22 protein-coding genes are annotated in these 23,695 nt (G+C 57.2%); 11 read left to right on the top strand and 11 right to left on the bottom strand.

All coding sequences use genetic code 11. The annotated features are described in order from the left end of the window. Window positions 1-19: 19 nt before the first annotated feature. Both bioA and AX755_RS12550 read left to right on the top strand, forming a co-directional pair. On the top strand, window positions 20-1,327 hold the full coding sequence (bioA, locus tag AX755_RS12555; RefSeq protein WP_058683713.1) for an adenosylmethionine--8-amino-7-oxononanoate transaminase: 1,308 nt from the start codon (window positions 20-22) through the stop codon (window positions 1,325-1,327). Between the two features lie 48 nt (window positions 1,328-1,375). After that, window positions 1,376-1,852 carry a kinase inhibitor gene (locus AX755_RS12550; RefSeq protein ID WP_013097504.1) on the top strand — a complete coding sequence of 159 codons (477 nt, stop codon included), beginning with the start codon at window positions 1,376-1,378 and terminating at the stop codon, window positions 1,850-1,852. A gap of 86 nt (window positions 1,853-1,938) precedes the next feature. On the opposite strand, the gene hutH is transcribed toward AX755_RS12550, so the two are convergent. From hutH to hutI, 5 genes are all read right to left on the bottom strand, one after another. Continuing rightward, on the bottom strand, window positions 1,939-3,459 hold the full coding sequence (gene hutH, locus AX755_RS12545) for a histidine ammonia-lyase (protein WP_062856849.1): 1,521 nt from the start codon (window positions 3,457-3,459) through the stop codon (window positions 1,939-1,941). Further along, window positions 3,456-5,144, bottom strand: a complete 1,689-nt coding sequence (gene hutU / locus AX755_RS12540) for a urocanate hydratase (protein ID WP_013097506.1) — start codon at window positions 5,142-5,144, stop codon at window positions 3,456-3,458. Before hutU ends, hutH begins: the two co-directional genes overlap by 4 nt. A 127-nt stretch (window positions 5,145-5,271) precedes the next feature. Beyond that, window positions 5,272-6,006, bottom strand: a complete 735-nt coding sequence (locus AX755_RS12535) for a histidine utilization repressor (protein WP_013097507.1) — start codon at window positions 6,004-6,006, stop codon at window positions 5,272-5,274. Window positions 6,007-6,025: 19 nt separating this feature from the next. Further along, entirely contained in the window at window positions 6,026-6,961 is a 936-nt protein-coding gene (gene hutG, locus AX755_RS12530) for a formimidoylglutamase (protein ID WP_047024381.1), read from the bottom strand. Beyond that, window positions 6,958-8,178, bottom strand: coding sequence for an imidazolonepropionase (gene hutI / locus AX755_RS12525; RefSeq protein ID WP_038418928.1), 1,221 nt, complete (start codon window positions 8,176-8,178; stop codon window positions 6,958-6,960). Before hutI ends, hutG begins: the two co-directional genes overlap by 4 nt. 224 nt (window positions 8,179-8,402) lie before the next feature. On the opposite strand from hutI, the gene AX755_RS12520 reads away from it, so the two are divergent. Further along, window positions 8,403-9,686, top strand: coding sequence for a putative acyl-CoA thioester hydrolase (locus tag AX755_RS12520; protein WP_038418926.1), 1,284 nt, complete (start codon window positions 8,403-8,405; stop codon window positions 9,684-9,686). Between the two features lie 106 nt (window positions 9,687-9,792). On the opposite strand, the gene pgl is transcribed toward AX755_RS12520, so the two are convergent. Beyond that, entirely contained in the window at window positions 9,793-10,788 is a 996-nt protein-coding gene (pgl, locus tag AX755_RS12515; protein WP_013097511.1) for a 6-phosphogluconolactonase, read from the bottom strand. 140 nt (window positions 10,789-10,928) lie between these two features. On the opposite strand from pgl, the gene AX755_RS12510 reads away from it, so the two are divergent. Beyond that, window positions 10,929-11,747, top strand: a complete 819-nt coding sequence (locus tag AX755_RS12510) for a pyridoxal phosphatase (protein WP_062856848.1) — start codon at window positions 10,929-10,931, stop codon at window positions 11,745-11,747. Here AX755_RS12510 and modC read toward each other — a convergent pair whose 3' ends face one another. The 4 genes from modC to AX755_RS12490 form a co-directional block, all read right to left on the bottom strand. Beyond that, window positions 11,748-12,806, bottom strand: coding sequence for a molybdenum ABC transporter ATP-binding protein ModC (modC, locus tag AX755_RS12505; RefSeq protein WP_029882496.1), 1,059 nt, complete (start codon window positions 12,804-12,806; stop codon window positions 11,748-11,750). Window positions 12,807-12,808: 2 nt separating this feature from the next. Next, on the bottom strand, window positions 12,809-13,498 hold the full coding sequence (modB, locus tag AX755_RS12500) for a molybdate ABC transporter permease subunit (RefSeq protein WP_013097514.1): 690 nt from the start codon (window positions 13,496-13,498) through the stop codon (window positions 12,809-12,811). Next, window positions 13,495-14,271 carry a molybdate ABC transporter substrate-binding protein gene (modA, locus tag AX755_RS12495; RefSeq protein ID WP_013097515.1) on the bottom strand — a complete coding sequence of 259 codons (777 nt, stop codon included), beginning with the start codon at window positions 14,269-14,271 and terminating at the stop codon, window positions 13,495-13,497. Before modA ends, modB begins: the two co-directional genes overlap by 4 nt. A gap of 178 nt (window positions 14,272-14,449) precedes the next feature. Continuing rightward, window positions 14,450-14,599, bottom strand: coding sequence for an AcrZ family multidrug efflux pump-associated protein (locus tag AX755_RS12490; protein WP_013097516.1), 150 nt, complete (start codon window positions 14,597-14,599; stop codon window positions 14,450-14,452). A gap of 129 nt (window positions 14,600-14,728) precedes the next feature. On the opposite strand from AX755_RS12490, the gene modE reads away from it, so the two are divergent. From modE to gpmA, 7 genes are all read left to right on the top strand, one after another. Next, window positions 14,729-15,517, top strand: a complete 789-nt coding sequence (modE, locus tag AX755_RS12485; RefSeq protein ID WP_013097517.1) for a molybdenum-dependent transcriptional regulator — start codon at window positions 14,729-14,731, stop codon at window positions 15,515-15,517. A gap of 67 nt (window positions 15,518-15,584) precedes the next feature. Beyond that, window positions 15,585-17,057: a molybdate ABC transporter ATP-binding protein ModF gene (gene modF, locus AX755_RS12480; RefSeq protein WP_062856847.1), complete on the top strand. Its 1,473-nt coding sequence runs from the start codon at window positions 15,585-15,587 to the stop codon at window positions 17,055-17,057. A gap of 201 nt (window positions 17,058-17,258) precedes the next feature. Next, window positions 17,259-18,275: a UDP-glucose 4-epimerase GalE gene (gene galE, locus AX755_RS12475; RefSeq protein ID WP_023622345.1), complete on the top strand. Its 1,017-nt coding sequence runs from the start codon at window positions 17,259-17,261 to the stop codon at window positions 18,273-18,275. A 9-nt stretch (window positions 18,276-18,284) separates the two neighbouring features. Beyond that, the gene (gene galT, locus AX755_RS12470) at window positions 18,285-19,331 is read left to right on the top strand and encodes a galactose-1-phosphate uridylyltransferase (protein ID WP_013097520.1); all 1,047 of its coding nucleotides are present in this window, start codon (window positions 18,285-18,287) and stop codon (window positions 19,329-19,331) included. A 3-nt stretch (window positions 19,332-19,334) separates the two neighbouring features. Then, window positions 19,335-20,483 (top strand): galactokinase, encoded by a 1,149-nt coding sequence (gene galK, locus AX755_RS12465; RefSeq protein WP_013097521.1) that lies wholly within the window; start codon window positions 19,335-19,337, stop codon window positions 20,481-20,483. Beyond that, the gene (gene galM, locus AX755_RS12460) at window positions 20,477-21,520 is read left to right on the top strand and encodes a galactose-1-epimerase (protein WP_013097522.1); all 1,044 of its coding nucleotides are present in this window, start codon (window positions 20,477-20,479) and stop codon (window positions 21,518-21,520) included. The genes galK and galM overlap by 7 nt, the downstream gene beginning before the upstream one ends. A 220-nt stretch (window positions 21,521-21,740) precedes the next feature. Beyond that, a complete protein-coding gene (gpmA, locus tag AX755_RS12455) occupies window positions 21,741-22,493 on the top strand; it encodes a 2,3-diphosphoglycerate-dependent phosphoglycerate mutase (RefSeq protein WP_008501111.1) in 753 nt (250 codons plus the stop codon). Between the two features lie 61 nt (window positions 22,494-22,554). Here the strand turns inward: gpmA and aroG are convergent, their stop codons facing one another. Then, a complete protein-coding gene (aroG, locus tag AX755_RS12450) occupies window positions 22,555-23,607 on the bottom strand; it encodes a 3-deoxy-7-phosphoheptulonate synthase AroG (RefSeq protein ID WP_013097523.1) in 1,053 nt (350 codons plus the stop codon). Window positions 23,608-23,695: the final 88 nt, after the last annotated feature.

Genomic DNA, 23,695 nt, shown 5'->3' with positions numbered 1-23,695 from the left:
AAACCTAAAACTTTTCAAAATGGTTTACAAGTCGATTATGACCCAGGACGATCTCGCCTTCGACCAGCAGCATATCTGGCACCCTTACACCTCCATGACCCGCCCGCTTCCGGTCTACCCGGTGGCCTCGGCCCACGGCTGCGAACTGCACCTTGCCAGCGGCGAGCCGCTTGTTGACGGTATGTCATCCTGGTGGGCGGCCATTCACGGGTACAACCACCCGCGTCTGAATGCCGCGATGAAAGCGCAGATTGAGCAGATGTCGCACGTGATGTTTGGCGGCATTACCCATCAACCGGCGGTTGATCTCTGCCGTCGTCTGGTGGCAATGACGCCCGATGCGCTGGAGTGCGTGTTCCTTGCCGACTCCGGCTCGGTGGCGGTGGAAGTGGCGATGAAAATGGCGCTGCAGTACTGGCATGCCAGGGGGGAATCCCGTCAGCGATTCCTGACCTTCCGCAACGGCTACCACGGCGATACCTTTGGCGCGATGTCGGTGTGCGATCCGGATAACTCCATGCACAGCCTGTGGAAGGGGTACCTGCCGGAAAACCTGTTTGCCCCGGCCCCGCAGAGCCGTTTTGACGGCGAGTGGAATGAAATGGACATGGTCGGCTTTGCGCGGCTGATGGCTGCCCACCGCCATGAGATTGCCGCCGTGATCCTCGAACCGATTGTTCAGGGTGCTGGTGGGATGCGCATGTACCATCCCGAGTGGTTAAAACGCATTCGTAAAATGTGTGACCGCGAGGGCATCCTGCTGATTGCCGATGAGATCGCCACCGGATTTGGCCGCACGGGTAAGCTGTTTGCCTGCGAACATGCGGATATCACACCGGATATCCTGTGCCTGGGGAAAGCGCTGACCGGCGGCACCATGACGCTCTCCGCCACCCTCACTACCCGTCAGGTGGCCGACACCATCAGCGACGGCGAAGCGGGCTGCTTTATGCATGGCCCGACCTTTATGGGCAATCCGCTGGCCTGCGCGGTGGCAAACGAAAGTCTCGCGATCCTGCAAAACGGCGAGTGGCAAACGCAGGTTGCGGCGATTGAGGCGCAACTGAAAGAAGAGCTCAGTGCCGCCTCGGGGGCGAATTTCGTGGCGGACGTGCGCGTGCTGGGTGCCATCGGCGTGATTGAGACCACCCATCCGGTGAATATGGCGGCATTGCAGCGCTTCTTTGTAGAGCGGGGGGTCTGGGTGCGGCCTTTCGGCAAACTTATCTACCTGATGCCACCGTATATCATCACGGCTGAACAGCTACGCTCGTTAACCGCCGCGGTAGTAGAAGCCGTTAACATTCCGGCGCATTTCACGATTTGACCCTATGCGTTACACTTCCTGAACGAGTGAATAACGAGGGCAAACCGTATGAAAATCATCAGTAAAGATCTGCGCGACGGCGAAAAACTGCCTGAACGCCACGTCTTCAACGGGATGGGGTATCAGGGAGATAATATCTCTCCGCACCTGGCATGGGACGATGTGCCGGCGGGCACCAAAAGCTTTGTGGTCACCTGCTACGACCCGGATGCGCCAACCGGCTCCGGCTGGTGGCACTGGGTTGTGGCCAACCTGCCCGCCGATACGCGCGTTCTGCCGCAGGGTTCCGGCTCCGACCTGGTCGCCCTGCCGGAAGGCGCCATTCAGACGCGCACCGATTTTGGGAAAGCCGGTTACGGTGGCGCGGCGCCGCCAAAAGGGGAAACGCACCGCTATATCTTCACGGTGCACGCGCTGGATGTAGAGAAGATTGAGGTCGACGAAGGGGCGAGCGGCGCGATGGTAGGGTTTAATGTGCATTTCCATTCGCTGGAGAGCGCGTCGATTACGGCGATGTATTCGTAAAAAAAAGCCGGGTGGCGGCTACGCCTTACCCGGCCTACATTTCGGATTCGTAGGCCCGGTAAGCGCAGCGCCACCGGGCAAAAAAATCACAGCACCGAAGGCAGCAACCCCACCAGACGCCCCTCTTCCAGAAGCTGCATCGCCTTATCAATATCCGGCGCAAAGAAGCGGTCATCATCGTAATGCGATACGTGCTCACGCAGCGCATGACGTGCCTGCTCCAGCAGCGGGCTGGACTTCAGCCCTTCACGCAGATCGATCCCCTGACACGCCGCCAGCCATTCCACTGCCAGCACGCCACGGGTATTGGCGGCCATCTCCCACAGACGACGTCCGGCTGCCGGAGCCATTGAGACGTGGTCTTCCTGGTTGGCAGAGGTTGGCAGGCTGTCCACGCTGTGCGGATGCGACAGCGCTTTGTTTTCGCTCGCCAGCGCTGCGGCCGTCACCTGGGCAATCATAAAGCCTGAATTCACCCCGCCGTTGCGCACCAGGAACGGTGGCAGCTGGGACATATGCTTATCCATCATCAGCGCAATTCGCCGCTCGGACAAGGCGCCCACTTCGGCAATCGCCAGCGCGATGTTATCCGCCGCCATCGCCACGGGCTCGGCGTGGAAGTTACCGCCGGAGACCACCTCGTTTTCCTGGGCGAACACCAGCGGGTTATCGGACACCGCGTTGGCTTCCACCAGCAGCACTTCTGCGGCCTGGCGCAGCTGCGTCAGACACGCGCCCATCACCTGCGGCTGACAGCGCAGCGAGTACGGATCCTGTACCTTGTCACAGTTATGGTGCGAATCAGCAATCTCACTGGTCTCCGTCAGCAGATGGCGATACATTGCGGCAGCGTCAATTTGCCCGCGCTGGCCACGTACGTCATGAATACGCGCGTCAAACGGACGACGCGAGCCCAGCACCGCCTCCGTGGTCAGCGCACCGCACACCACGGCCGAGGCGAACAGATCTTCGGCTTCAAACAGACCGCGCAGCGCAAAGGCCGTGGAGGCCTGCGTGCCGTTAAGCAGCGCCAGCCCCTCTTTTGCCGCAAGGGTGATTGGCGCTAATCCGGCCTTTTTCAGCGCCTCTTGTGCCGGGAGCCACTCTCCCTGCCAGCGCGCCTGACCTTCCCCCAACAACAGCAGCGACATATGCGCCAGCGGGGCGAGATCGCCGGAGGCGCCAACGGAGCCTTTGGCGGGGATCCACGGATAGACTTCCGCGTTCACCAGCGCTATCAGGGCCTGGATCACGCTCAGACGAATGCCGGAAAAGCCGCGCGCCAGACTGTTAATTTTGAGCACCATCATCAGACGGACAATCTCGTCGTCCAGTGGCTGGCCAACGCCTGCGGCATGGGAAAGCACCAGCGAACGCTGGAGATTTTCCAGATCGTGCGTGGCAATGCGCGTCTGCGCCAGCAGACCAAAACCGGTGTTGATACCGTAGGCGGTACGCCCTTCGGCAATAATGGCTTCAACGCAGGCCACGCTGTCGTTAATGGCGGCATGGGCGCTTTCATCCAGCGAAAGCGTGACCGGCTGACGCCAGACGTGACGCAGCTGTTTGAGCGTGAGCGAGCCGGGAGTGAGTGTTAACGCGTTCATTCATGCTTTCCTTGTGTGGCAGGGATCATCGGCAGGTTAAGTCCCTGCTCTGTGGCACATTCAATAGCAATCTCGTAACCCGCATCTGCGTGACGCATCACGCCGGTTGCCGGGTCGTTGTGCAGCACGCGTGCGATACGCGCGGCGGCTTCATCCGTTCCGTCACAGACGATAACCATCCCGGAATGCTGGGAGAAGCCCATCCCCACGCCGCCACCGTGGTGCAGCGATACCCAGGTCGCGCCGCTGGCGGTGTTGAGTAAGGCATTCAGCAGCGGCCAGTCGGAGACCGCGTCTGAGCCGTCGCGCATGGCTTCGGTTTCACGGTTCGGGCTGGCGACGGAGCCAGAATCCAGATGGTCGCGACCAATCACAATCGGGGCAGACACTTCGCCGCTGCGCACCATTTCGTTAAAAGCCAGACCCAGCTTTTGCCGCCACGCCAGCCCAACCCAGCAGATACGCGCCGGCAAGCCCTGGAAGTTAATGCGCTCGCGGGCCATATCCAGCCAGTGGTGCAGGTGTTCATCGTCCGCGACAATTTCCTTCACTTTGGCATCGGTTTTGTAGATATCTTCCGGGTCGCCGGACAGGGCCACCCAGCGGAACGGACCGATACCGCGACAGAACAGCGGACGAATATAGGCTGGGACAAATCCCGGGAAATCAAAGGCGTTGCTGACGCCCATCTCTTTTGCCATCTGGCGGATGTTGTTGCCGTAATCGAAGGTCGGAATGCCCATCTCGCTGAACGCCAGCATGGCGGAGACGTGTTCTGCCATCGAACGCTTAGCGGCCAGTACCGTGCCTTCAGGATCGGTTTCTGCTTTTTGCTGGTAGGCTTCCCACGTCCAGCCTTTTGGCAGATAACCGTGCAGCGGATCGTGGGCGCTGGTCTGGTCGGTAACGAGGTCAGGGCGAACGCCACGGGCCACGAGTTCCGGCAGGATCTCTGCCGCGTTGCCGCACAACGCTATCGATACCGCTTTGCCTTCCGCGGTGTATTTTTTGATACGCGCCAGCGCGTCATCGAGGCTGTCGGCCTGTTCGTCAACATAGCGGGTACGCAGACGGAAATCGATGCGGCTCTGCTGGCACTCAATGTTCAGCGAGCAGGCGCCAGCCAGCGTCGCGGCCAGCGGCTGTGCACCGCCCATGCCACCCAGACCCGCGGTCAGTACCCAGCGGCCTTTCAGCGAGCCGTTGTAGTGTTGACGACCGGCTTCGACGAAGGTTTCATAGGTGCCCTGCACAATCCCCTGGCTGCCAATGTAGATCCAGCTACCCGCGGTCATCTGGCCATACATCGCCAGCCCTTTGGCATCCAGTTCGTTAAAGTGTTCCCAGGTCGCCCAGTGCGGGACCAGGTTAGAGTTGGCAATCAAAACGCGCGGCGCGTTTTTGTGGGTTTTAAACACGCCGACCGGCTTGCCGGATTGCACCAGCAGGGTTTCGTCGTGTTCCAGTTCGGTCAGGGCCTTAACAATGGCGTCATAGCATTCCCAGTTGCGCGCGGCGCGGCCAATGCCGCCGTACACCACCAGCTCGTGGGGGTTTTCCGCAACCTCAGGATCAAGGTTGTTCATCAACATGCGCAGTGGTGCTTCGGTGAGCCAGCTTTTGGCGGTAAGGGTGGTGCCGCGCGCGGCGCGGACATCCTGCTGACGGTATTTACCTGACGACATTGTGTGCTCCTCATACGGGACAGATGATGCATTTAGATATACTTGTATAGACAAGCACACACAAGGTCAGATTTAACAAAAAAGATACAATTTTGTTATATTGCGTTAGCTATCACGCTTTTAAAACTTATGACATAAAGTGGCCCTGCAACCGATAGCGGCTACCGGGGAACAGCAGTCTTGCATGCGACACAATCTGCGCGGATGACCAGGTGCGGCGGCGGATCAGCAGGCAGGGATCGTGCTCTTTGATACGCAGCAACTCGCACTCCTGCGGCGTCGCGCGCACCGCTTCCACAATGTGCTCCCCTTCCGTCAGCGGTGCGACAAGCGAGAGAAAGGCATGCGGCGTGGTTTGAGTGTAATCCTGGTCCAGATAGTCCGGTATCCGTTCGGCGTTTACGCAGCGATCCTCAATCTGCACCGGCACGTCATTTTCGAAATGCACCATTACGGAATGGAAGATCCGGGTTCCCTCCTTGACGTTCAGTACCGCAGCCTGCTCGGCGCTGGCCTGCGTCTCTTCAAGCACCAGCACTTCGCAGTGGTGCTGATGGTTTCGCGACGCTATCTCGTCCGCAATGCTGCGGATTTCAAACAGCGCCGATTGTCCTTTTGGCTCCGCCACAAACGTCCCGACCCCCTGCAGGCGCACCAGCAGGCCTTCGTCGGTTAGCTCGCGTAACGCCCGGTTGATGGTCATCCGGCTAAAACCAAACTGCGCCACCAGATCGGCTTCAGAGGGAATGCGGTCATGCGGCCGCCAGACGCCGGTGGCGATTTTTTCGCTGATCGTCTGCTTCACCTTTTCGTAGAAAGGCGCGGGAGAGCCGGACGGCGGCTGAGGTGAGCGTGAGAACATCGTGACTCCTTAAATGTTGTTATGCCCACCAGTGAGCAATTTGCCAGGCCAGACGGGCGGCAAGCTTCGCCCCTTGTCCGTCCCGATCGTAGTGAGGGTTAAATTCTACCAGATCGGCGGCCTGCAGTTTTCCGCTACGGCAAATGCGCTCGATCGCGGGCAGGAGATCCCGCGCAGGCACGCCTAACGCCGCGGGGGCTGACACGGCGGGCATCTCGGCTGCAGGCAGAACGTCCAGATCAATGGTGAGGTAAACACGATCGGCCTGCGCCAGCACCTGTTCCAGCGCTGGTAGCGCATCCCGGTGGAAATGCAGATCGTCCACCAGCGTGGCGTTAAGCCGTTCAGCCTCGTCAAACAGCGCCTGGGTGTTCGCCGCGCGGCTGACGCCAAAACAGGCGTACTGAAATTCCCGCGCGTGGTCAGCACAGTAGTTCGCCAGCTGACGAAACGGGGTGCCGGAGGTGGCCCGTTCGGCCTTGCGCAAATCAAGATGCGCATCCAGGTTGATGACCGCCACGCGCTCATTCGGGAACGCCTCAAGGATACCACGGCCGTGGGCCCAGGCGGTCTCGTGTCCGCCGCCCAACACCAGCGTACGCATGCCAGCCTGCTGACAGGTGACCACGGCATCGCTCAGTGCCTGTTGTCCCTCTTCAAGTTGGTCATCCTCAACGTAAACCGACCCCATGTCCACCAGCCGTTCGTGGCCGGAATGCGTTGCCATGTTCGCCAGCGCCTTACGCAGCACGTCGGGAGCCTGCGCCGCCCCCTGCCTGCCCTGATTACGCCTTACTCCTTCATCACAGGCAAAGCCTATCAGCGCAATCGCGGATGAAACCGGGGTAAATTGCGACGGCTGGCGTATGGTCTGAAAAATACGTTTTGCGTTGCTGGCCTCGGCGCTGTCGTCGCGCCCCTGCCAGACGGTCTTAGCAACGGGCTGCCAACTCATACTGCCTCCCCCCGGAAAATGCGTTGATACAGCGGATTGCGTCCCGGCTCGTAAACCATTTCTACCGGATGGTCTGCATCCCAGACGATAAAATCAGCCATGAAACCGGCCTTTAACTGCCCGTGCGTTGTTCCACGCCCCAGCGCCTGCGCGGCGTGCCGCGTGACGCCAGCCCAGGCCTCTTCAGGCGTCAGGCCAAACTGTACGCAGGCCATGTTCATGGCCAGATGAATGCTCGCGAACGGGCTGGTGCCGGGGTTGTAATCCGTGGCGACCGCCATCGGTACGCCCTGCGCCCGGAGCTGTTCAACCGGTGGACGCTGACGCTCCTGAAGAAAATAGAACGCGCCGGGCAGCAGTACCGCAACCGTGCCGCTTTGCGCCATGGCCTGAACACCCTTCTCATCCAGGTATTCGATATGATCGGCAGATAACCCTTTAAATCGGCTGACCAGCGCCGCACCGCCCAGGTTAGAAAGTTGCTCCACGTGCCCTTTCACCGGAATACCCCGTGCGCGGGCGGCCAGGAAAAGCCGCTCGGTTTGTGCTGGCGTGAAGCCGACGTTTTCACAAAAAACATCCACCGCTTCGAACAGCCCTTTTTGCCACAGTTCGGGCATGATCTGCTCGCACACCAGTGTGAGGTACGCGTCTGGATCGTGGCGGTATTCCGCCGGAACCGCATGTGCCGCCAGCAGGGTTGGGCTGATCTCAACCGGATTACTCAGGCTGAGCTGGCGTGCGACCTGCAGCATTTTTTCTTCAGCCGCGGCGTTAAGACCGTAGCCGGATTTGATTTCCAGGGTGGTCACCCCTTCATTCATTAACCGCTCCAGCCGCTGCTGCGCCAGTGTAAGCAAATTTTCCGGCGAACTGTCGCGGGTTGCCGAGACGGTGGCGTTAATTCCGCCCCCCTGTGCGCTGATGGACTGATAGGAGACACCGTTGAGACGCTGCTCCCACTCCGCCGCGCGATTGCCGCCAAACACCAGGTGGGTATGGCAGTCGATAAGACCCGGCGTGACCAGGCGTCCACCGAGATCGACGCATTTATCATGCCCGGAAGGGAGGTCTGCTTCAGGAATGACGGCCAGAAGGGTTTGACCACGCACCACAAGGGCATGATGCGCTTGCAGGCCATAAGATTCTTCACCAGGCACCATTGTCGCCAGTCGCGCATTTCGCCATATCACATCGTCGGGATGAAGTTGCAGCATAAGCCTTTCACTTGTCATGGGTTGTATAGACATTTATTTTCATCTGCTGGCTGCTGTCAACCGCCTTTATGAAAATGTTATTTATTTGTGACGACTTTCCCGCCCCCTGCGGGCGAAAAATGCAACTTTTCCCCTTTTTATCTTCCCGTTTCGCTCAACTTAGTATAAAAAAGCAGGCTATTTCGTCTATCTCGTTTAAGACTTGCATACCCAGGAGCTTCACCTTGAACATTTCCAGGATTTCCCGTCTGGCGTTGGCACTCGCCTTTGGCGTGACATTATCCGCATGCAGTTCAACGCCACCGGATCAGCGACCTTCTGAGCAGGTCGCGCCAGGCACCGCGTCCCGTCCGATTTTGTCCGCTGATGAAGCGAAAAACTTCGATCGCGCGCACTACTTCTCCGCGATGGATCCAAACGCTGCGCCGTGGACGCCGTCTTCTATTAACCTGCCGAAGCAGCCAAACTTTGTTGTGGGTCCGGCAGGGGCGCAGGGCGTGACGCATACCTCTATTCAGGCTGCGGTTGACGCTGCCATCACCAAACACAGCGCATCTCGCCAGTACATCGCGATCATGCCAGGTGAATATGAAGGTACCGTTTACATTCCGGCAGCACCGGGCAGCATCACCCTTTACGGTCTGGGCGAAAAAGCCATCGACGTTAAAATTGGTCTGGCGATTGATTCCGAAATGGACAGCACCACCTGGCGTCACCTGGTCAACCCGGCGGGTAAATACATGCCGGGCAAACCGGCCTGGTATATGTTTGATAACTGCCAGAGCAAGCGTGCCGCTACCATTGGCGTGATGTGTTCTGCGGTCGTCTGGTCTCAGAACAACGGTCTGCAGCTGCAGAACCTGACCATTCAGAACACCCTGGGCGACAGCGTTGATGCGGGTAACCACCAGGCCGTGGCGCTGCGTAGCGATGGCGACAAAGTGCAGATCAACAACGTGAACATTCTGGGTCGTCAGAACACCTTCTTCGTGACCAACAGCGGCGTACAGAACACCCTGCAGAATAACCGTCTGACCCGTACGCTGGTGACCAACAGCTACATCGAAGGTGATGTGGATATGGTCTCCGGTCGTGGCGCGGTGGTATTTGATAACACCGATTTCCGCGTCGTGAACTCACGTACCCAGCAGGAAGGTTATGTCTTTGCGCCAGCGACACAGTCTAATCTGTTCTACGGTTTCCTCGCCGTCAACAGCCGCTTCAACGCCTCCGGTGACGGCGTGGCGCAGCTGGGTCGCTCCCTGGACGTGGACTCTGCAACCAACGGTCAGGTTGTGATCCGCGACAGCGTTATCAACGAAGGTTTCAACGTGGCAAAACCATGGGCTGACGCCGCCATCTCCAAACGTCCATTCTCCGGCAATACCGGTTCCGTGGACGATAAAGGAAACGTGCAGCGCAACCTGAACGACGCTAACTTCAACCGCATGTGGGAATACAACAACCGCGGTCTGGGTAGCAAAGTGGTTGCTGAGCCGAAGCAGTAATCTGTTTTGCCGGGTGGCGGCTTCGCCTTACCCGGCCTGTCCGTTACTGCAGTACCACCGGGCATAAAAAAACCTCGCGTTCGCGAGGTTTTTTGTTTTAAGCCGCTTAGTGAGCGTTCACCACTACCCACATTGGCCCCTGGCCTACCGCATAGCGCCCTTTCTCTTCCAGCAGGCCCTGCTCGCCTTTGATTTCGTACAGGGCGATGTGGTGAGACTTCTGCCCCGCTGCAATCAGGTATTTACCGCTGTGATCGATATTAAAGCCACGCGGCTGCGTTTCCGTCGGCTGGAAGCCTTCTACTGCCAGCACGCTGCCGTCTTCCGAAACGCTAAAGATGGTGATCAGGCTGGAAGTACGGTCACAAGCGTAGAGATGGCGACCATCCGGCGTAATGTGAATATCCGCCGCCCAGCGGGTATCCGAGAAGTCAGACGGCATCATATCCAGCGTCTGCACGCACTCAATCTGCCCGTTAGGATCTTTCAGTTCCCAGACGTCCACTGAGCTGTTCAGTTCATTGACCACGTAGGCGTACTGCTGGTTTGGATGGAAGACCATATGACGCGGGCCTGCCCCCTCTACGGTGGTCACTTCAGCCGGATTCTGCGCCACCAGGTGACCATCGTCGCTCAGGGTAAACAGGCAGATACGATCCTGCTTCAGCGCCGGTACCCACAGCGTGCGGTTGTCCGGGGAGATATTCGCCGAGTGGCAGCCTTCCAGCCCTTCCACCACATCCACGGTTTCGACCGGAATGCCCTCTTCCAGACGCGTCACGCTGACACAGCCCGCGTTATAGGAGCCGCTGAAAACAAAGTTGCCCTGGCGATCGGTTGAGATGTGGGTTGGGCTACCCGGCAATGGCGCTTCCGCAGTGTAAGTCAGCGCGCCGTCATCCGGAGAGATGCGGTAGGCCAGCACGCGAAACTCCGGGCGCACACCCACGTACAAGAAACGTTTATCCGGGCTGATCGCCATTGGTTGTACCTGACCAGGCACATCAACAACCTGCACCAGCGTGAGGGTCCCCTCGGCATTTAAACGCCAGACGTGGATCTGCTGGCTTTCAGGACTGGCGGTATAAACGGTTTGTTTCATGAATATTCACTCCTCACTGCGCATGAAAGTAGTTAACTTTTGACGGTGAATGCTGAATTGTCGACGGGAATTTTGACGCGTTCGCCTCTCGGTGTACCATCCCATCAGATCGTAAATTCAATATTAACCCGGAAAAACAAATGACCTCGCGTGTGATTGCTCTGGATTTAGACGGTACCTTACTGACGCCGCAAAAAACCCTTCTCCCCTCCTCCCTTCAAGCGCTTAAACGCGCGCAGGAAGTGGGATATCAACTCCTTATCGTAACGGGTCGACATCACGTTGCCATTCACCCTTTTTATCAGGCACTGGCGTTAGATACACCTGCAATTTGTTGTAATGGCACTTATTTGTATGATTATCAAGCAAAAAAGGTTTTAGAATCCGACCCGCTGCCGGTTCCCCAGGCATTGCAGTTAATAGATCTGCTGGATGAACATGCGATCCACGGCCTGATGTATGTCGATAATGCGATGGTCTATGAGCGCCCGACCGGCCACGTAATCCGCACCACCAACTGGGCTCAGTCTCTGCCAGAAGCGCAGCGTCCGGTCTTTACCCAGGTCTCTTCCCTGCGCCAGGCGGCTCAGGATGTTGAGGCTATCTGGAAATTCGCGTTGACCGATGAAGATACCACCAAACTGAATACCTTCGCGAAACACGTTGAACAGGCGCTGGGTCTGGAGTGCGAATGGTCCTGGCATGACCAGGTGGATATTGCCCGTAAAGGCAACAGCAAAGGTAAACGCCTGACGCAGTTCGTGGAGTCTCAGGGGTGGTCAATGCAGGATGTGATCGCCTTTGGCGATAACTACAACGACATCAGCATGCTGGAAGCCGCCGGAACGGGCGTGGCAATGGGCAATGCCGATGACGCGGTGAAAGCGCGCGCTAACGTGGTGATTGGCGATAACACCACCGACAGCATCGCGCATTATATTTATACCCACCTACTGTAATCAGGTGGTAATGGAGACGCTCTTGATTTGCGCGTAAAGCCACAGGCCAGGTTTGATCCCTAACTCATCCCTGGCCCACGGACTGATCCGTGCCCAGAGCGTCCTGCTCCCCACCTCAAGCTGCACCTCTACCTGACCGTTATCATCAAAACACTCGGCGACCTTCGCGCGCAGGATATTTCGGATACTGGTCTGCAGCGGAGGCTGTAAAACCAGAGAGACATCCGACGCCTGAATACGAATACGCAGCGCCGACTGCAGGGGCTTGTCGATTTTATTCACCCACAGGTGCTGGTCGCCCAACGCCAGGGCGGTCATCGCGTAATGCGGGTGGTGCTCCAGCACGCTCACCTTCAGGATACTGCTCTGCTGCTCCCGGGGCAGCCACGGGTGCATGACGCTACTGCCCCAGACCTCTTCAAGATTGCCAAACGCCTTTACGCTGCCGTTTTCCAGCACCAGTACGTTATCCGCCAGATGCAGAATTTCATCCAGGGAGTGGCTGACGTACAGCATCGGGATCTTGATTTCACGCGCCAGGCGCTGGAGATACGGCAGGAGTTCACGTTTACGCGGAATATCCAGCGAGGCCAGCGGCTCATCAAGCAGCAGGAGTTCGGGGGCGGTGAGCAACGCGCGCCCTATCGCCACTCGCTGTTTCTCACCGCCGGAGAGCGAGGAAGGCAACCGGTCAAGCAGTGGCTCAATGCCCAGCAGCGCCACCAGCTTGTCAAACTGCGCGGCCATGCTTTTGGCCATGCCGTAACGCAGATTCCCGCGCACGCTGTAGTGCGGGAATAACCGCGCATCCTGAAACACATAGCCAATGCGCCGTTTATCCGGCGTCAGGTAAATCTTGTTTTCAACGTCATTCAGGACGCGATTATTCAGCACAATGCGCCCTGCCTGAGGACGTGTCAGGCCACCGATCGCATTAATGAGCGAGGTTTTCCCGGCGCCGGAGACCCCAAAGATGGCGGTGATGCCGGTGGCAGGCAGCGTCTCGTCCAGTGTAAGGGTGTGGTTTCCCAGCGTCTGGGTGAAATGGAGTTCCAACATAACTATTTCCCCATCCGCTCGCGGCTGAGTCGCGCCAGCCATTCAGAGACCAGCAGCGATATCAGCGCCAGCACAATTGAGATAACACACAGACGCGCCGCAGCACCTTCGCCACCCGGCGTCTGTATCAGCGTATACATGGCCGAAGGGATCGTCCGCGTTTCACCGGGGATGTTCGAAACAAAGGTAATGGTGGCACCGAATTCACCCAGCGAACGGGCAAAGGCCAGTACCGTACCGACAATAATGCCCGGCAGCGTGAGCGGTAGCGTAATGGTGAAAAAGACGCGCCAGCGCCCGGCACCCAGCGTGCGGGCGGCCTGTTCCAGTTTGATATCCACCCCTTCCAGCGCCAGGCGGATAGCCCTCACCATCAGCGGAAATGACATCACCGCCGCGGCCAGCACCGCACCGCGCCAGCTAAAGGCAAAGGTCAGCCCGAACCAGTCGTACAGCCATTGGCCGATAAACCCGCGTCGGCCCATGGACACAAGCAGCAGATATCCCACCACGACGGGCGGCAACACCAGCGGAAGATGGAGAACGCTGTCAAGCAGCGCTTTGCCGGGAAACTTACAGCGCACCAGCAACCAGGCAAAGAAGATCCCAAAGGGCAAACTTAGCGCAACCGCCAGGGAAGAGACTTTCAGGCTCAGCAGTACAGCCTGCCATTCAGGATCGGTCAATATCATTCGTGAGTCGTAAATCCATAACGTTTAAAGATTGCGGACGCTTCCGGCCCCTTCAGGTACGCCTGGAAGGCCGTCACGGTCGCATTTTTATGTCCATCAACAATCGCAACAGGATATTCCACTTTCTTGTGGGCGTCTTCCGGGAACGTGCCAACCACTTTGACCCCCTTGCTGGCAACGGCATCCGAGCCGTAGACAATACCCAGCGGAGCCTCATTGCGTTCCACCAGCGCCAGTGCACCACGTACGTCTTCTGCCGGCGCCAGATCTGATGACAGTGTCTGCCACGCGCCCAGTTTCTGCAGGGCCTCTTTCGCGTAAATCCCAGCCGGTACATGGTCCGGATCGCCCACTGCCAGCCGGCCACCGTTCAGAAGACGCGTCCAGTGAGTCTCTTTGTTGATGGTGATGTCACCCTGCGGACTGGCTTTTGGCGCGACCACGACAAGGCTATTCCCCAGCAGCGTTTCGCGGGTTGTCGTATCCACGGCTTTCTTCTCAACGGCGTAATCCATCCATTTCTGATCGGCAGAGATGAACAGATCGGCCGGTGCCCCCGCTTCAATCTGGCGCGCCAGTGTAGAAGAAGACGCAAAAGAGGAGACGACGTCGACGTTCTTCTCTTTTTTATACGCAGCAGCAATATCCTGCATCGCATTCGTCAGCGACGCCGCCGCAAAAACCGTAATTTTACCTTCGTCGGCCAGCGCGTGTCCGGTCAGCGAAAGTGCCAGCGTTGCCCCTGCGAAAAAGCGTAACCCTGTACGTGCCATCTGTAGCTCCTGTGAGTTTCGTTATATACGCAATAATATAACGACAACGCCGGAGATATCCCAGCGTTAAATCGTACCGATCAAGAGGTACAATTACCGGATGCTTTAAATCATATCGGCGATGACGAAAAATACTTGAGAGCAAAACGCCCGGGCAAGCCGGGCGTTTTGTGGGGAATCAGTGCTGCTTTTTAGCGCGGTCTCTGTGACCAATGTTCGAAAAGACGTTGAACACTTCACCCAGGCCGTAGATGGCACCGAGGATGATGGCCATCACTACTGGTACCATGATCACGGCGAATACCAGACTTTTCAACAACTCTAACATGGTTTTCTCCAGATATTGTGGACGGCTTATTCTACCCTGAAAAGTAAGAAAAACATCCCCTTTTGTGCGGTCCCCTTTGCGCCCTGTGCCATTTGGTTCACAATAGCCCTTTTGTCAGGACACTCCGTTATGCAGGCTGAAATTCTCCTTACCCTACGACTTCAGCAGAAGCTTTTCGCCGATCCGCGACGTATCGCCCTGCTTAAACAAATAGAACAAACGGGTTCAATAAGCCAGGGGGCAAAGAACGCGGGCATTAGTTATAAAAGCGCCTGGGACGCGATCAACGACATGAATACCCTGAGCGAGCAGATGCTGGTTGAGCGAGCCACGGGCGGCAAAGGGGGCGGTGGCGCCGTGCTGACCCGCTACGGCCAGCGTCTGATTCAGCTTTATGACCTGCTGGCCCAGATCCAGCAGAAAGCATTCGATGTGCTAAGTGACGATGATAACCTCCCGCTGGACAGCCTGTTAGCCGCCATTTCTCGCTTCTCACTCCAGACCAGCGCCCGCAACCAGTGGTTTGGCACGGTCACCGCGCGCGATAACGGGCAGGTCCAGCAACATATCGAGATCCTGCTTGCCGACGGCACCACTCGCCTGAAAGCCGCGATTACCGCCCAAAGCGGAGAGCGTCTGGGGCTGGATGAAGGCAAGGAGGTGCTGGTGTTGCTGAAAGCGCCGTGGGTCGCAGTGACGCGCGATGCCGAACGCGCCAAAGCGGCAGACAACCAGCTGCAGGGCACCATCCAGCGCATTGAACGTGGTGAAGCGCAGTGTGAGGTCCTGATGACCCTGCCGGACGGCCAGGTGCTGTGCGCGACGGTTGCCCTGAGCGAGGCGCACGAATTAGAAGAAGGTGCTGTAGTCACCGCATATTTCAACGCAGACCGGGTAATTATCGCCACATTGTGCTGAGCGGATTGACAAGCGTGTCGACAGTGAGTATCCCTGACATCTGATGCTGCAAAAAATGGGATAAATCATGTCATCATTGCATATTTCGCAAGGTACGTTTCGTCTTGGCGATACCCGAACGCTGACGCTGCCAGATTTAACACTCCATGCGGGTGAAAGCTGGGCATTTGTGGGCACCAACGGAAGCGGCAAGTCCGCGCTGGCCCGGGCGCTGGCCGGAGAGCTCACCCTGCTTAAAGGCGAACGCCAGAGCCATTTTACGCGTACGACGCGCCTGTCGTTTGAACAGTTGCAGAAGCTGGTGAGCGATGAATGGCAGCGTAACAACACGGACCTCCTCAGCCCGGGCGAAGAAGACACGGGCCGCACAACGGCAGAAATTATTCAGGATGAAGTCAACAATCCTGCCCGTTGTCAGCAGCTGGCGGAGCAGTTTGGCATCACCGCCCTTCTCAACCGCCGCTTCAAATACCTTTCTACCGGCGAGACGCGTAAAACGCTGCTCTGCCAGGCGCTGATGAGCGAACCTGAGCTGTTAATCCTGGATGAGCCGTTCGACGGTCTGGACGTGCAGTTCCGCGCCCAGCTGGCGGACCTGCTGGCCTCGCTTAACCAGCAGGGCTACACCCTTGTGCTGGTGCTTAACCGTTTTGATGAAATCCCGGATTTTGTGCAGAACGCCGGGGTGCTGGCGGACTGCAGCCTTACCGAAACCGGCGAAAAATCGGTACTGCTGAAGCAGGCGTTGATTGCCCAACTGGCGCACAGCGAAAAGCTCGACGGCATTACCCTGCCCGAACCCGACGCCCCTTCGGTACGTCTCGCTTTAGATCCCAATCAGCCGCGGATTGTGCTGCGTGACGGGGTGGTCTCTTATGACGATCGTCCGATCCTGAATCATCTCAGCTGGACGGTTAATCCGGGCGAACACTGGCAGATTGTCGGCCCCAACGGCGCGGGGAAATCGACGCTGCTGAGTCTGATCACCGGCGATCACCCGCAGGGCTACAGCAACGATCTGACCCTGTTTGGCCGCCGTCGCGGAAGCGGTGAAACCATCTGGGATATCAAAAAGCATATCGGCTATGTCAGCAGCAGCCTGCATCTGGATTACCGGGTCAGCACCACCGTACGCAATGTGATCCTCTCCGGGTACTTTGATTCCATCGGTATTTATCAGGCGGTATCGGACAAACAGAACAAGCTGGCCCAGCAGTGGCTGGATATTCTGGGGATGGACAACCGGGTCGCTGATGCGCCGTTTCACAGTCTGTCCTGGGGGCAGCAGCGTCTGGCATTGATCGTCCGGGCGCTGGTGAAACACCCGACCCTGCTGATCCTCGATGAGCCGCTTCAGGGGCTGGATCCGCTGAACCGCCAGCTGATCCGTCGCTTTGTGGATGTGCTGATTGGCGAAGGTGAGACCCAGTTACTGTTTGTCTCACATCATGCTGAAGACGCACCGGCCTGCATCACGCACCGTCTGGAGTTTATCCCGGACGGTGAGCACTATCGTTACCTGCTGAGCAAAATCGATTAACTTCCGGAGGGCACCGCCCTCCGCTTTTCAGATAACCTGCAGTGATACTTCTTTATCTCTTTGATCTACAATGCGACTGGATCAAAAAAAAGCGGGTTTGAAAAACAGTGTAAACGATTCCACTAATTTATCCCATGTCACACTTTTCACGTCTCTGTTATGCTATGGTTATTACATACCATAAGCCTAATGGAGCGAAATATGCGAGTTCTGGTAACAGGTGGTAGCGGTTACATAGGAAGTCATACCTGTGTGCAACTGCTGCAAAACGGTCATGATGTCATCATCCTCGACAACCTGTGCAATAGTAAGCGCAGCGTGCTGCCTGTGATTGAACGTCTTGGCGGAAAACAGCCGACTTTCGTCGAAGGTGACATCCGCAATGAAGCGTTGATGACCGAGATCCTCCACGACCACGCCATTGAAACGGTGATCCACTTCGCTGGCCTGAAAGCGGTCGGTGAGTCGGTCGCGAAGCCGCTTGAGTATTACGACAACAACGTCAACGGTACCCTGCGTCTTATCTCCGCCATGCGCGCGGCGAACGTCAAAAACTTCATCTTTAGCTCATCCGCCACCGTCTACGGCGATCAGCCCAAAATTCCTTACGTTGAAAGCTTCCCCACCGGTACGCCACAAAGCCCGTATGGCAAAAGCAAACTGATGGTGGAACAGATCCTGACCGACCTGCAAAAAGCACAGCCGGAGTGGAGCATCGCCCTGCTGCGCTACTTCAACCCGGTCGGTGCCCATCCGTCAGGCGATATGGGTGAAGATCCGCAGGGCATTCCGAATAACCTGATGCCGTATATCGCACAGGTGGCGGTGGGCCGCCGCGAGTCGCTGGCGGTGTTCGGCAATGACTACCCAACCGAAGATGGCACCGGCGTACGTGATTACATCCACGTTATGGATCTGGCCGACGGCCACGTGGCGGCAATGCAGCAGCTGGCCGACAAACCGGGCGTGCATATTTACAACCTCGGCGCCGGTATTGGCAGCAGCGTGCTGGATGTGGTTAACGCCTTCAGCAAAGCCTGCGGTAAGCCGGTCAACTATCACTTCGCCCCCCGCCGCGAAGGAGACCTCCCGGCATACTGGGCTGATGCAACCAAAGCCGATAAAGAGCTTAACTGGCGTGTTACCCGCACGCTGGATGAAATGGCACAGGATACCTGGCACTGGCAGTCTCGCCACCCACAAGGTTATCCGGACTAAGGATCCGTCATGACTTCATTCAATCCCGTCGATCATCCGCATCGTCGTTTTAACCCGCTTAGCGGGCAATGGATTTTGGTGTCTCCGCATCGCGCCAAGCGCCCCTGGCAGGGGGCGCAAGAGACGCCTGCAAAACAGACGCTGCCACAGCACGACCCGGACTGCTTCCTGTGTCCGGGCAACACCCGCGTAACGGGAGATAAAAACCCGGACTACAAAGGCACCTTCGTTTTCACCAACGATTTTGCCGCGCTCATGACCGACACGCCGGACGCGCCGCAGAGCGATGATCCGCTGATGCGTTGTGAAAGCGCCCGGGGAACCAGCCGCGTGATCTGCTTCTCGCCCGATCACAGCAAAACGCTACCGGAGCTTAGCGTTGATGCGCTGAAAGAGGTGGTGAGCACCTGGCAGGCACAAACTGCGGAGCTGGGCCAGACTTATCCGTGGGTGCAGGTATTCGAAAATAAAGGCGCCGCGATGGGCTGCTCTAACCCGCATCCACACGGGCAGATCTGGGCGAACAGTTTCCTGCCCAACGAAGCCGAACGAGAAGATCGCCTGCAAAAAGCCTATTACGCGGAAAACGGCTCCCCGATGCTGGTGGACTACACCCGGCGTGAACTGGCCGACGGTAGCCGTACTGTGGTCGAAACGGAACACTGGCTGGCCGTTGTGCCGTACTGGGCGGCGTGGCCCTTTGAAACGCTGCTGCTGCCTAAAGCACATGTTCAGCGCATTACGGATCTCAGCGACGCACAGCGTGACGATCTTGCGCTGGCGCTGAAAAAGCTGACCAGCCGTTACGACAATCTGTTCCAGTGCTCCTTCCCGTACTCAATGGGCTGGCACGGCGCACCGTTTAACGGCGAAGAGAATCAACACTGGCAGTTGCATGCCCATTTCTATCCGCCGCTGCTGCGTTCTGCGACGGTGCGTAAATTTATGGTGGGCTATGAAATGCTGGCGGAAACCCAGCGTGACCTGACGGCAGAACAGGCCGCAGAACGCCTGCGTGCCGTTAGCGATGTCCATTATCGCGAATCAGGAGTCTAATAAATGAGTCTGAAAGATAAAACACAATCCCTGTTTGCTGAAAAATTTGGCTACCCTGCCACCCACGTTATCCAGGCACCTGGCCGCGTAAACCTGATTGGTGAACACACCGACTACAACGACGGTTTTGTTCTGCCCTGTGCCATTGATTACCAGACGGTGATCGCCTGCGCAAAGCGCGATGACCACAAAGTGCGCGTGATTGCGGCGGATTACGGTAATGAGATGGACGAGTTTTCCCTCGATGCCCCGATTGTTATCCACGACAGCCAGCAGTGGTCCAACTATGTGCGCGGCGTGGTGAAACATCTGCAAAAGCGTAATAAGAATTTTGGCGGTGCGGATCTCGTCATCAGCGGCAACGTGCCACAAGGGGCCGGTTTAAGCTCGTCGGCATCCCTGGAAGTGGCGGTGGGAACCGTCTTCCAGCAGCTGTACCATCTGCCGCTGGACGGTGCGCAAATTGCACTGAACGGCCAGGAAGCGGAGAATCAGTTTGTGGGCTGCAACTGCGGCATCATGGACCAGCTTATCTCCGCGCTGGGCAAAAAAGAGCATGCGTTACTGATTGACTGCCGAACGCTTGGAACCAAAGCCGTTCCCCTGCCAAAGGGTGCCGCGGTCGTGATTATCAACAGCAACTTTAAACGTACGCTGGTGGGCAGCGAGTACAACACCCGCCGCGAGCAGTGCGAAACCGGCGCACGCTTCTTCCAGCAGCCGGCCCTGCGCGACGTGACGCTTGATGAATTCAACAAAGTGGCGCACGAGCTGGATCCGGTAGTAGCAAAACGCGTTCGTCATGTGCTGACCGAAAACGCCCGAACCGTTGAAGCCGCTTCCGCGCTGGCCAAAGGAGATCTGAAACGTATGGGGGAACTGATGGCAGAGTCCCACGCCTCCATGCGCGATGACTTCGAAATCACCGTTCCGCAAATCGATACCCTGGTGGAGATTGTCAAAGCGGTCATCGGCGATAAAGGCGGTGTACGCATGACGGGCGGTGGTTTTGGTGGCTGCATCGTCGCTCTGGTGCCGGAAGATCTCGTCCCGGCCGTCCAGTCGGCGGTGGAGAAACAGTACGAAGCCAAAACGGGCATTAAAGAAACGTTCTATGTTTGTAAAGCATCACAAGGAGCCGGACAGTGCTAAACGAAACGCCAACCCTCGCACCGGATGGTCTGCCGTATCGCCTGTTAACCCTGCGCAACAGCGCGGGGATGGTTGTTACGCTCATGGACTGGGGTGCCACCCTACTTTCCGCCCGCGTACCAATGCCAGACGGCAGCGTGCGCGAAACTCTTCTCGGCTGCGCCTCGCCTGAGCAGTATATCAACCAGGCCGCCTATCTTGGCGCGTCCGTCGGGCGCTATGCGAACCGCATTGCGAAAAGCCGTTTTGAGCTTGACGGTGTTCGCTACACGTTGCTGCCAAGCCAGGGTGAGAACCAGCTGCATGGTGGACCGGAAGGATTTGACAAACGCCGCTGGAAAATTGTCCAGCAAAACGACCGGGAAGTGCTGTTTTCACTTGACTCGCTGGATGGCGACCAGGGATTCCCGGGTAACCTTACCGCGTTTGCACGCTTTACGCTGACCGACGACAACCGTATCGCCATTGAATACCGTGCGACGGTCGATAAGCCGTGTCCGGTCAACCTGACCAACCACGCCTACTTCAATCTGGACGGTAATCAGTGCGATGTGCGTAACCATAAGCTGCAGATCCTTGCGGATGCCTATTTGCCGGTGGACGAGATGGGCATTCCGTATCAGGGGCTGAAGCCCGTGGAAGGTACCAGCTTTGACTTCCGCAACGCAAAATCCATCGCCCAGGATTTCCTGAGCGATGACGATCAGCGCAAGGTGAAAGGTTACGACCACGCGTTCCTGCTGCAGGCACAAGGCGATGTGAAACAGCCTGCTGCACAGGTCTGGTCTGCGGATGAAAAACTGCAGATGACGGTCTACACCAGCGCCCCTGCCCTGCAATTCTACTCCGGTAACTATCTTGGCGGGACAACCGCACGAGAGCACGGCGAGTACAGCGACTGGCAAGGTCTGGCGCTGGAAAGCGAGTTCCTGCCGGACAGCCCGAACCATCCCGAATGGCCACAGCCGGACTGTGTCCTGCGCCCGGGTGAAGAGTACGTCAGCGTCACCGAGTATCATTTTACTCCGCACGCTTAACCTCCGGCCGCAACATCGTCAGCCCTCCCCTGGAGGGCTTTTTTCTGCACGCCTTGCTGAAAATAGCGCCAATCGCAGACAAAATCATAACCCTGGATTCACAAGCACCTTACACTCAGAGACTATTTTCGCTATGGTTAGGGTTAAGCGTTGCTGCTGGCACGGCCACGGCAATATAATGAGAATTGTTATCATTCTAAAAATGTTTGAGGAGTAAGAGATGGCTATTACTAAGCTGGTTCTGGTGCGCCACGGCGAAAGCCAGTGGAACAACGAAAACCGCTTCACCGGTTGGTACGACGTTGATCTGTCAGAGAAAGGCGTAAGCGAAGCAAAAGCAGCAGGTAAACTGCTGAAAGAAGAAGGCTTCAGCTTTGATTTTGCTTACACCTCTGTGCTGAAACGTGCCATCCACACCCTGTGGAACGTGCTGGACGAGCTGGATCAGGCCTGGCTGCCGGTTGAGAAATCCTGGAAACTGAACGAGCGTCACTATGGTGCGCTGCAGGGTCTGAACAAAGCCGAAACCGCTGAGAAGTACGGTGACGAGCAGGTTAAACAGTGGCGTCGCGGCTTCGCGGTCACCCCACCAGAGCTGACCAAAGATGACGAGCGCTATCCGGGCCACGACCCGCGTTACGCGAAACTGACCGACGCTGAGCTGCCAACCACCGAGAGCCTGGCGCTGACCATTGACCGCGTTGTTCCTTACTGGAACGAAACCATTCTGCCACGCCTGAAAAGCGGTGAGCGCGTGATCATCGCCGCTCACGGTAACTCCCTGCGCGCGCTGGTGAAATACCTGGACAACATGGGTGAAGACGAGATCCTCGAACTGAACATCCCGACTGGCGTACCGCTGGTGTATGAGTTCGACGAAAACTTCAAGCCAATCAAACACTACTATCTGGGTAACGCGGATGAGATCGCAGCGAAAGCCGCGGCTGTTGCGAACCAGGGTAAAGCGAAGTAATTTTCGCCGGACATAAAAAAAGCGCGGAGCCTTCCGCGCTTTTTTATTTGTGCCGGAAGAATCAACCGCGACGGGCTTTTACCGCATTCGCCAGCTGACGCAGGATGGCGTCGGTATCTTCCCAGCCAATGCAGGCATCCGTCACGCTCTTGCCATAGACCAGCGGCTCGCTGCCTTCGAGGTTCTGGTTACCCTCAACCAGATGGCTTTCAATCATCACCCCTATCACCGCTTTCTCGCCGCCAGCAATCTGCTGACAAACATCTGCGCCGACTTCCATCTGCTTTTTAAACTGCTTGCTGGAGTTGGCGTGGCTGAAGTCGATCATCACCTGAGGCGGCAGCCCGGCTTTTTCCAGCCCGACCTTCACTTCCGCGACATGTTTTGCGCTGTAGTTAGGCTCTTTACCGCCGCGCAGAATGATATGGCAGTCACCGTTACCGCTGGTGTTAACAATGGCAGAGTGACCCCATTTGGTCACGGACAGGAAGCAATGTGGTGCCCCTGCCGCATTGATGGCGTCAATAGCGACTTTGATGGTGCCATCGGTACCGTTTTTAAAACCCACCGGGCAAGAGAGGCCGGACGCCAGTTCACGGTGAACCTGAGATTCAGTGGTACGCGCGCCAATGGCGCCCCAGCTCATCAGGTCTGCCAGATATTGTGGCGTAATCATATCCAGGAACTCACCGGCGGCAGGCAGGCCACTGTCGTTAATCTCCAGCAAAAGCTTGCGCGCAATACGCAGGCCGTCGTTAATCTGGAAGCTGTTGTCCATATGCGGATCGTTAATCAGCCCTTTCCAGCCAACGGTGGTGCGCGGCTTTTCAAAGTACACGCGCATCACAATTTCCAGCTCATCTTTAAGCTCTTCGCGCAGCTTAAGCAGTCTCGCGGCATACTCTTTTGCCGCGGCAGGATCGTGGATAGAGCACGGGCCAATCACCACCAGAAGACGATCGTCATTACCTTTCAGGATCTTGTGGATCGCTTTACGAGCATGAGAAACCGTGTTTGCGGCATTTTCAGTGGCGGGGAATTTCTCAAGGAGTGCTACAGGAGGTAATAACTCATTGATCTCTTTAATGCGTAAATCGTCGTTCTGATAATTCATCTTCTTTCCAGCTCTGCCATATCTTTAGTAATGAAAGCAATCCTTTCAATCTATCTTGTCGACCAGGAAGTGTAAACACGGTTTTACA

It is taken from the genome of Enterobacter sp. SENG-6 (assembly GCF_001605945.1).
Lineage (GTDB): Bacteria > Pseudomonadota > Gammaproteobacteria > Enterobacterales > Enterobacteriaceae > Enterobacter > Enterobacter cloacae.
The sequence above is the reverse complement of the archived record's forward strand: the minus strand, read 5'-3'. Positions and strand labels throughout refer to the sequence as shown.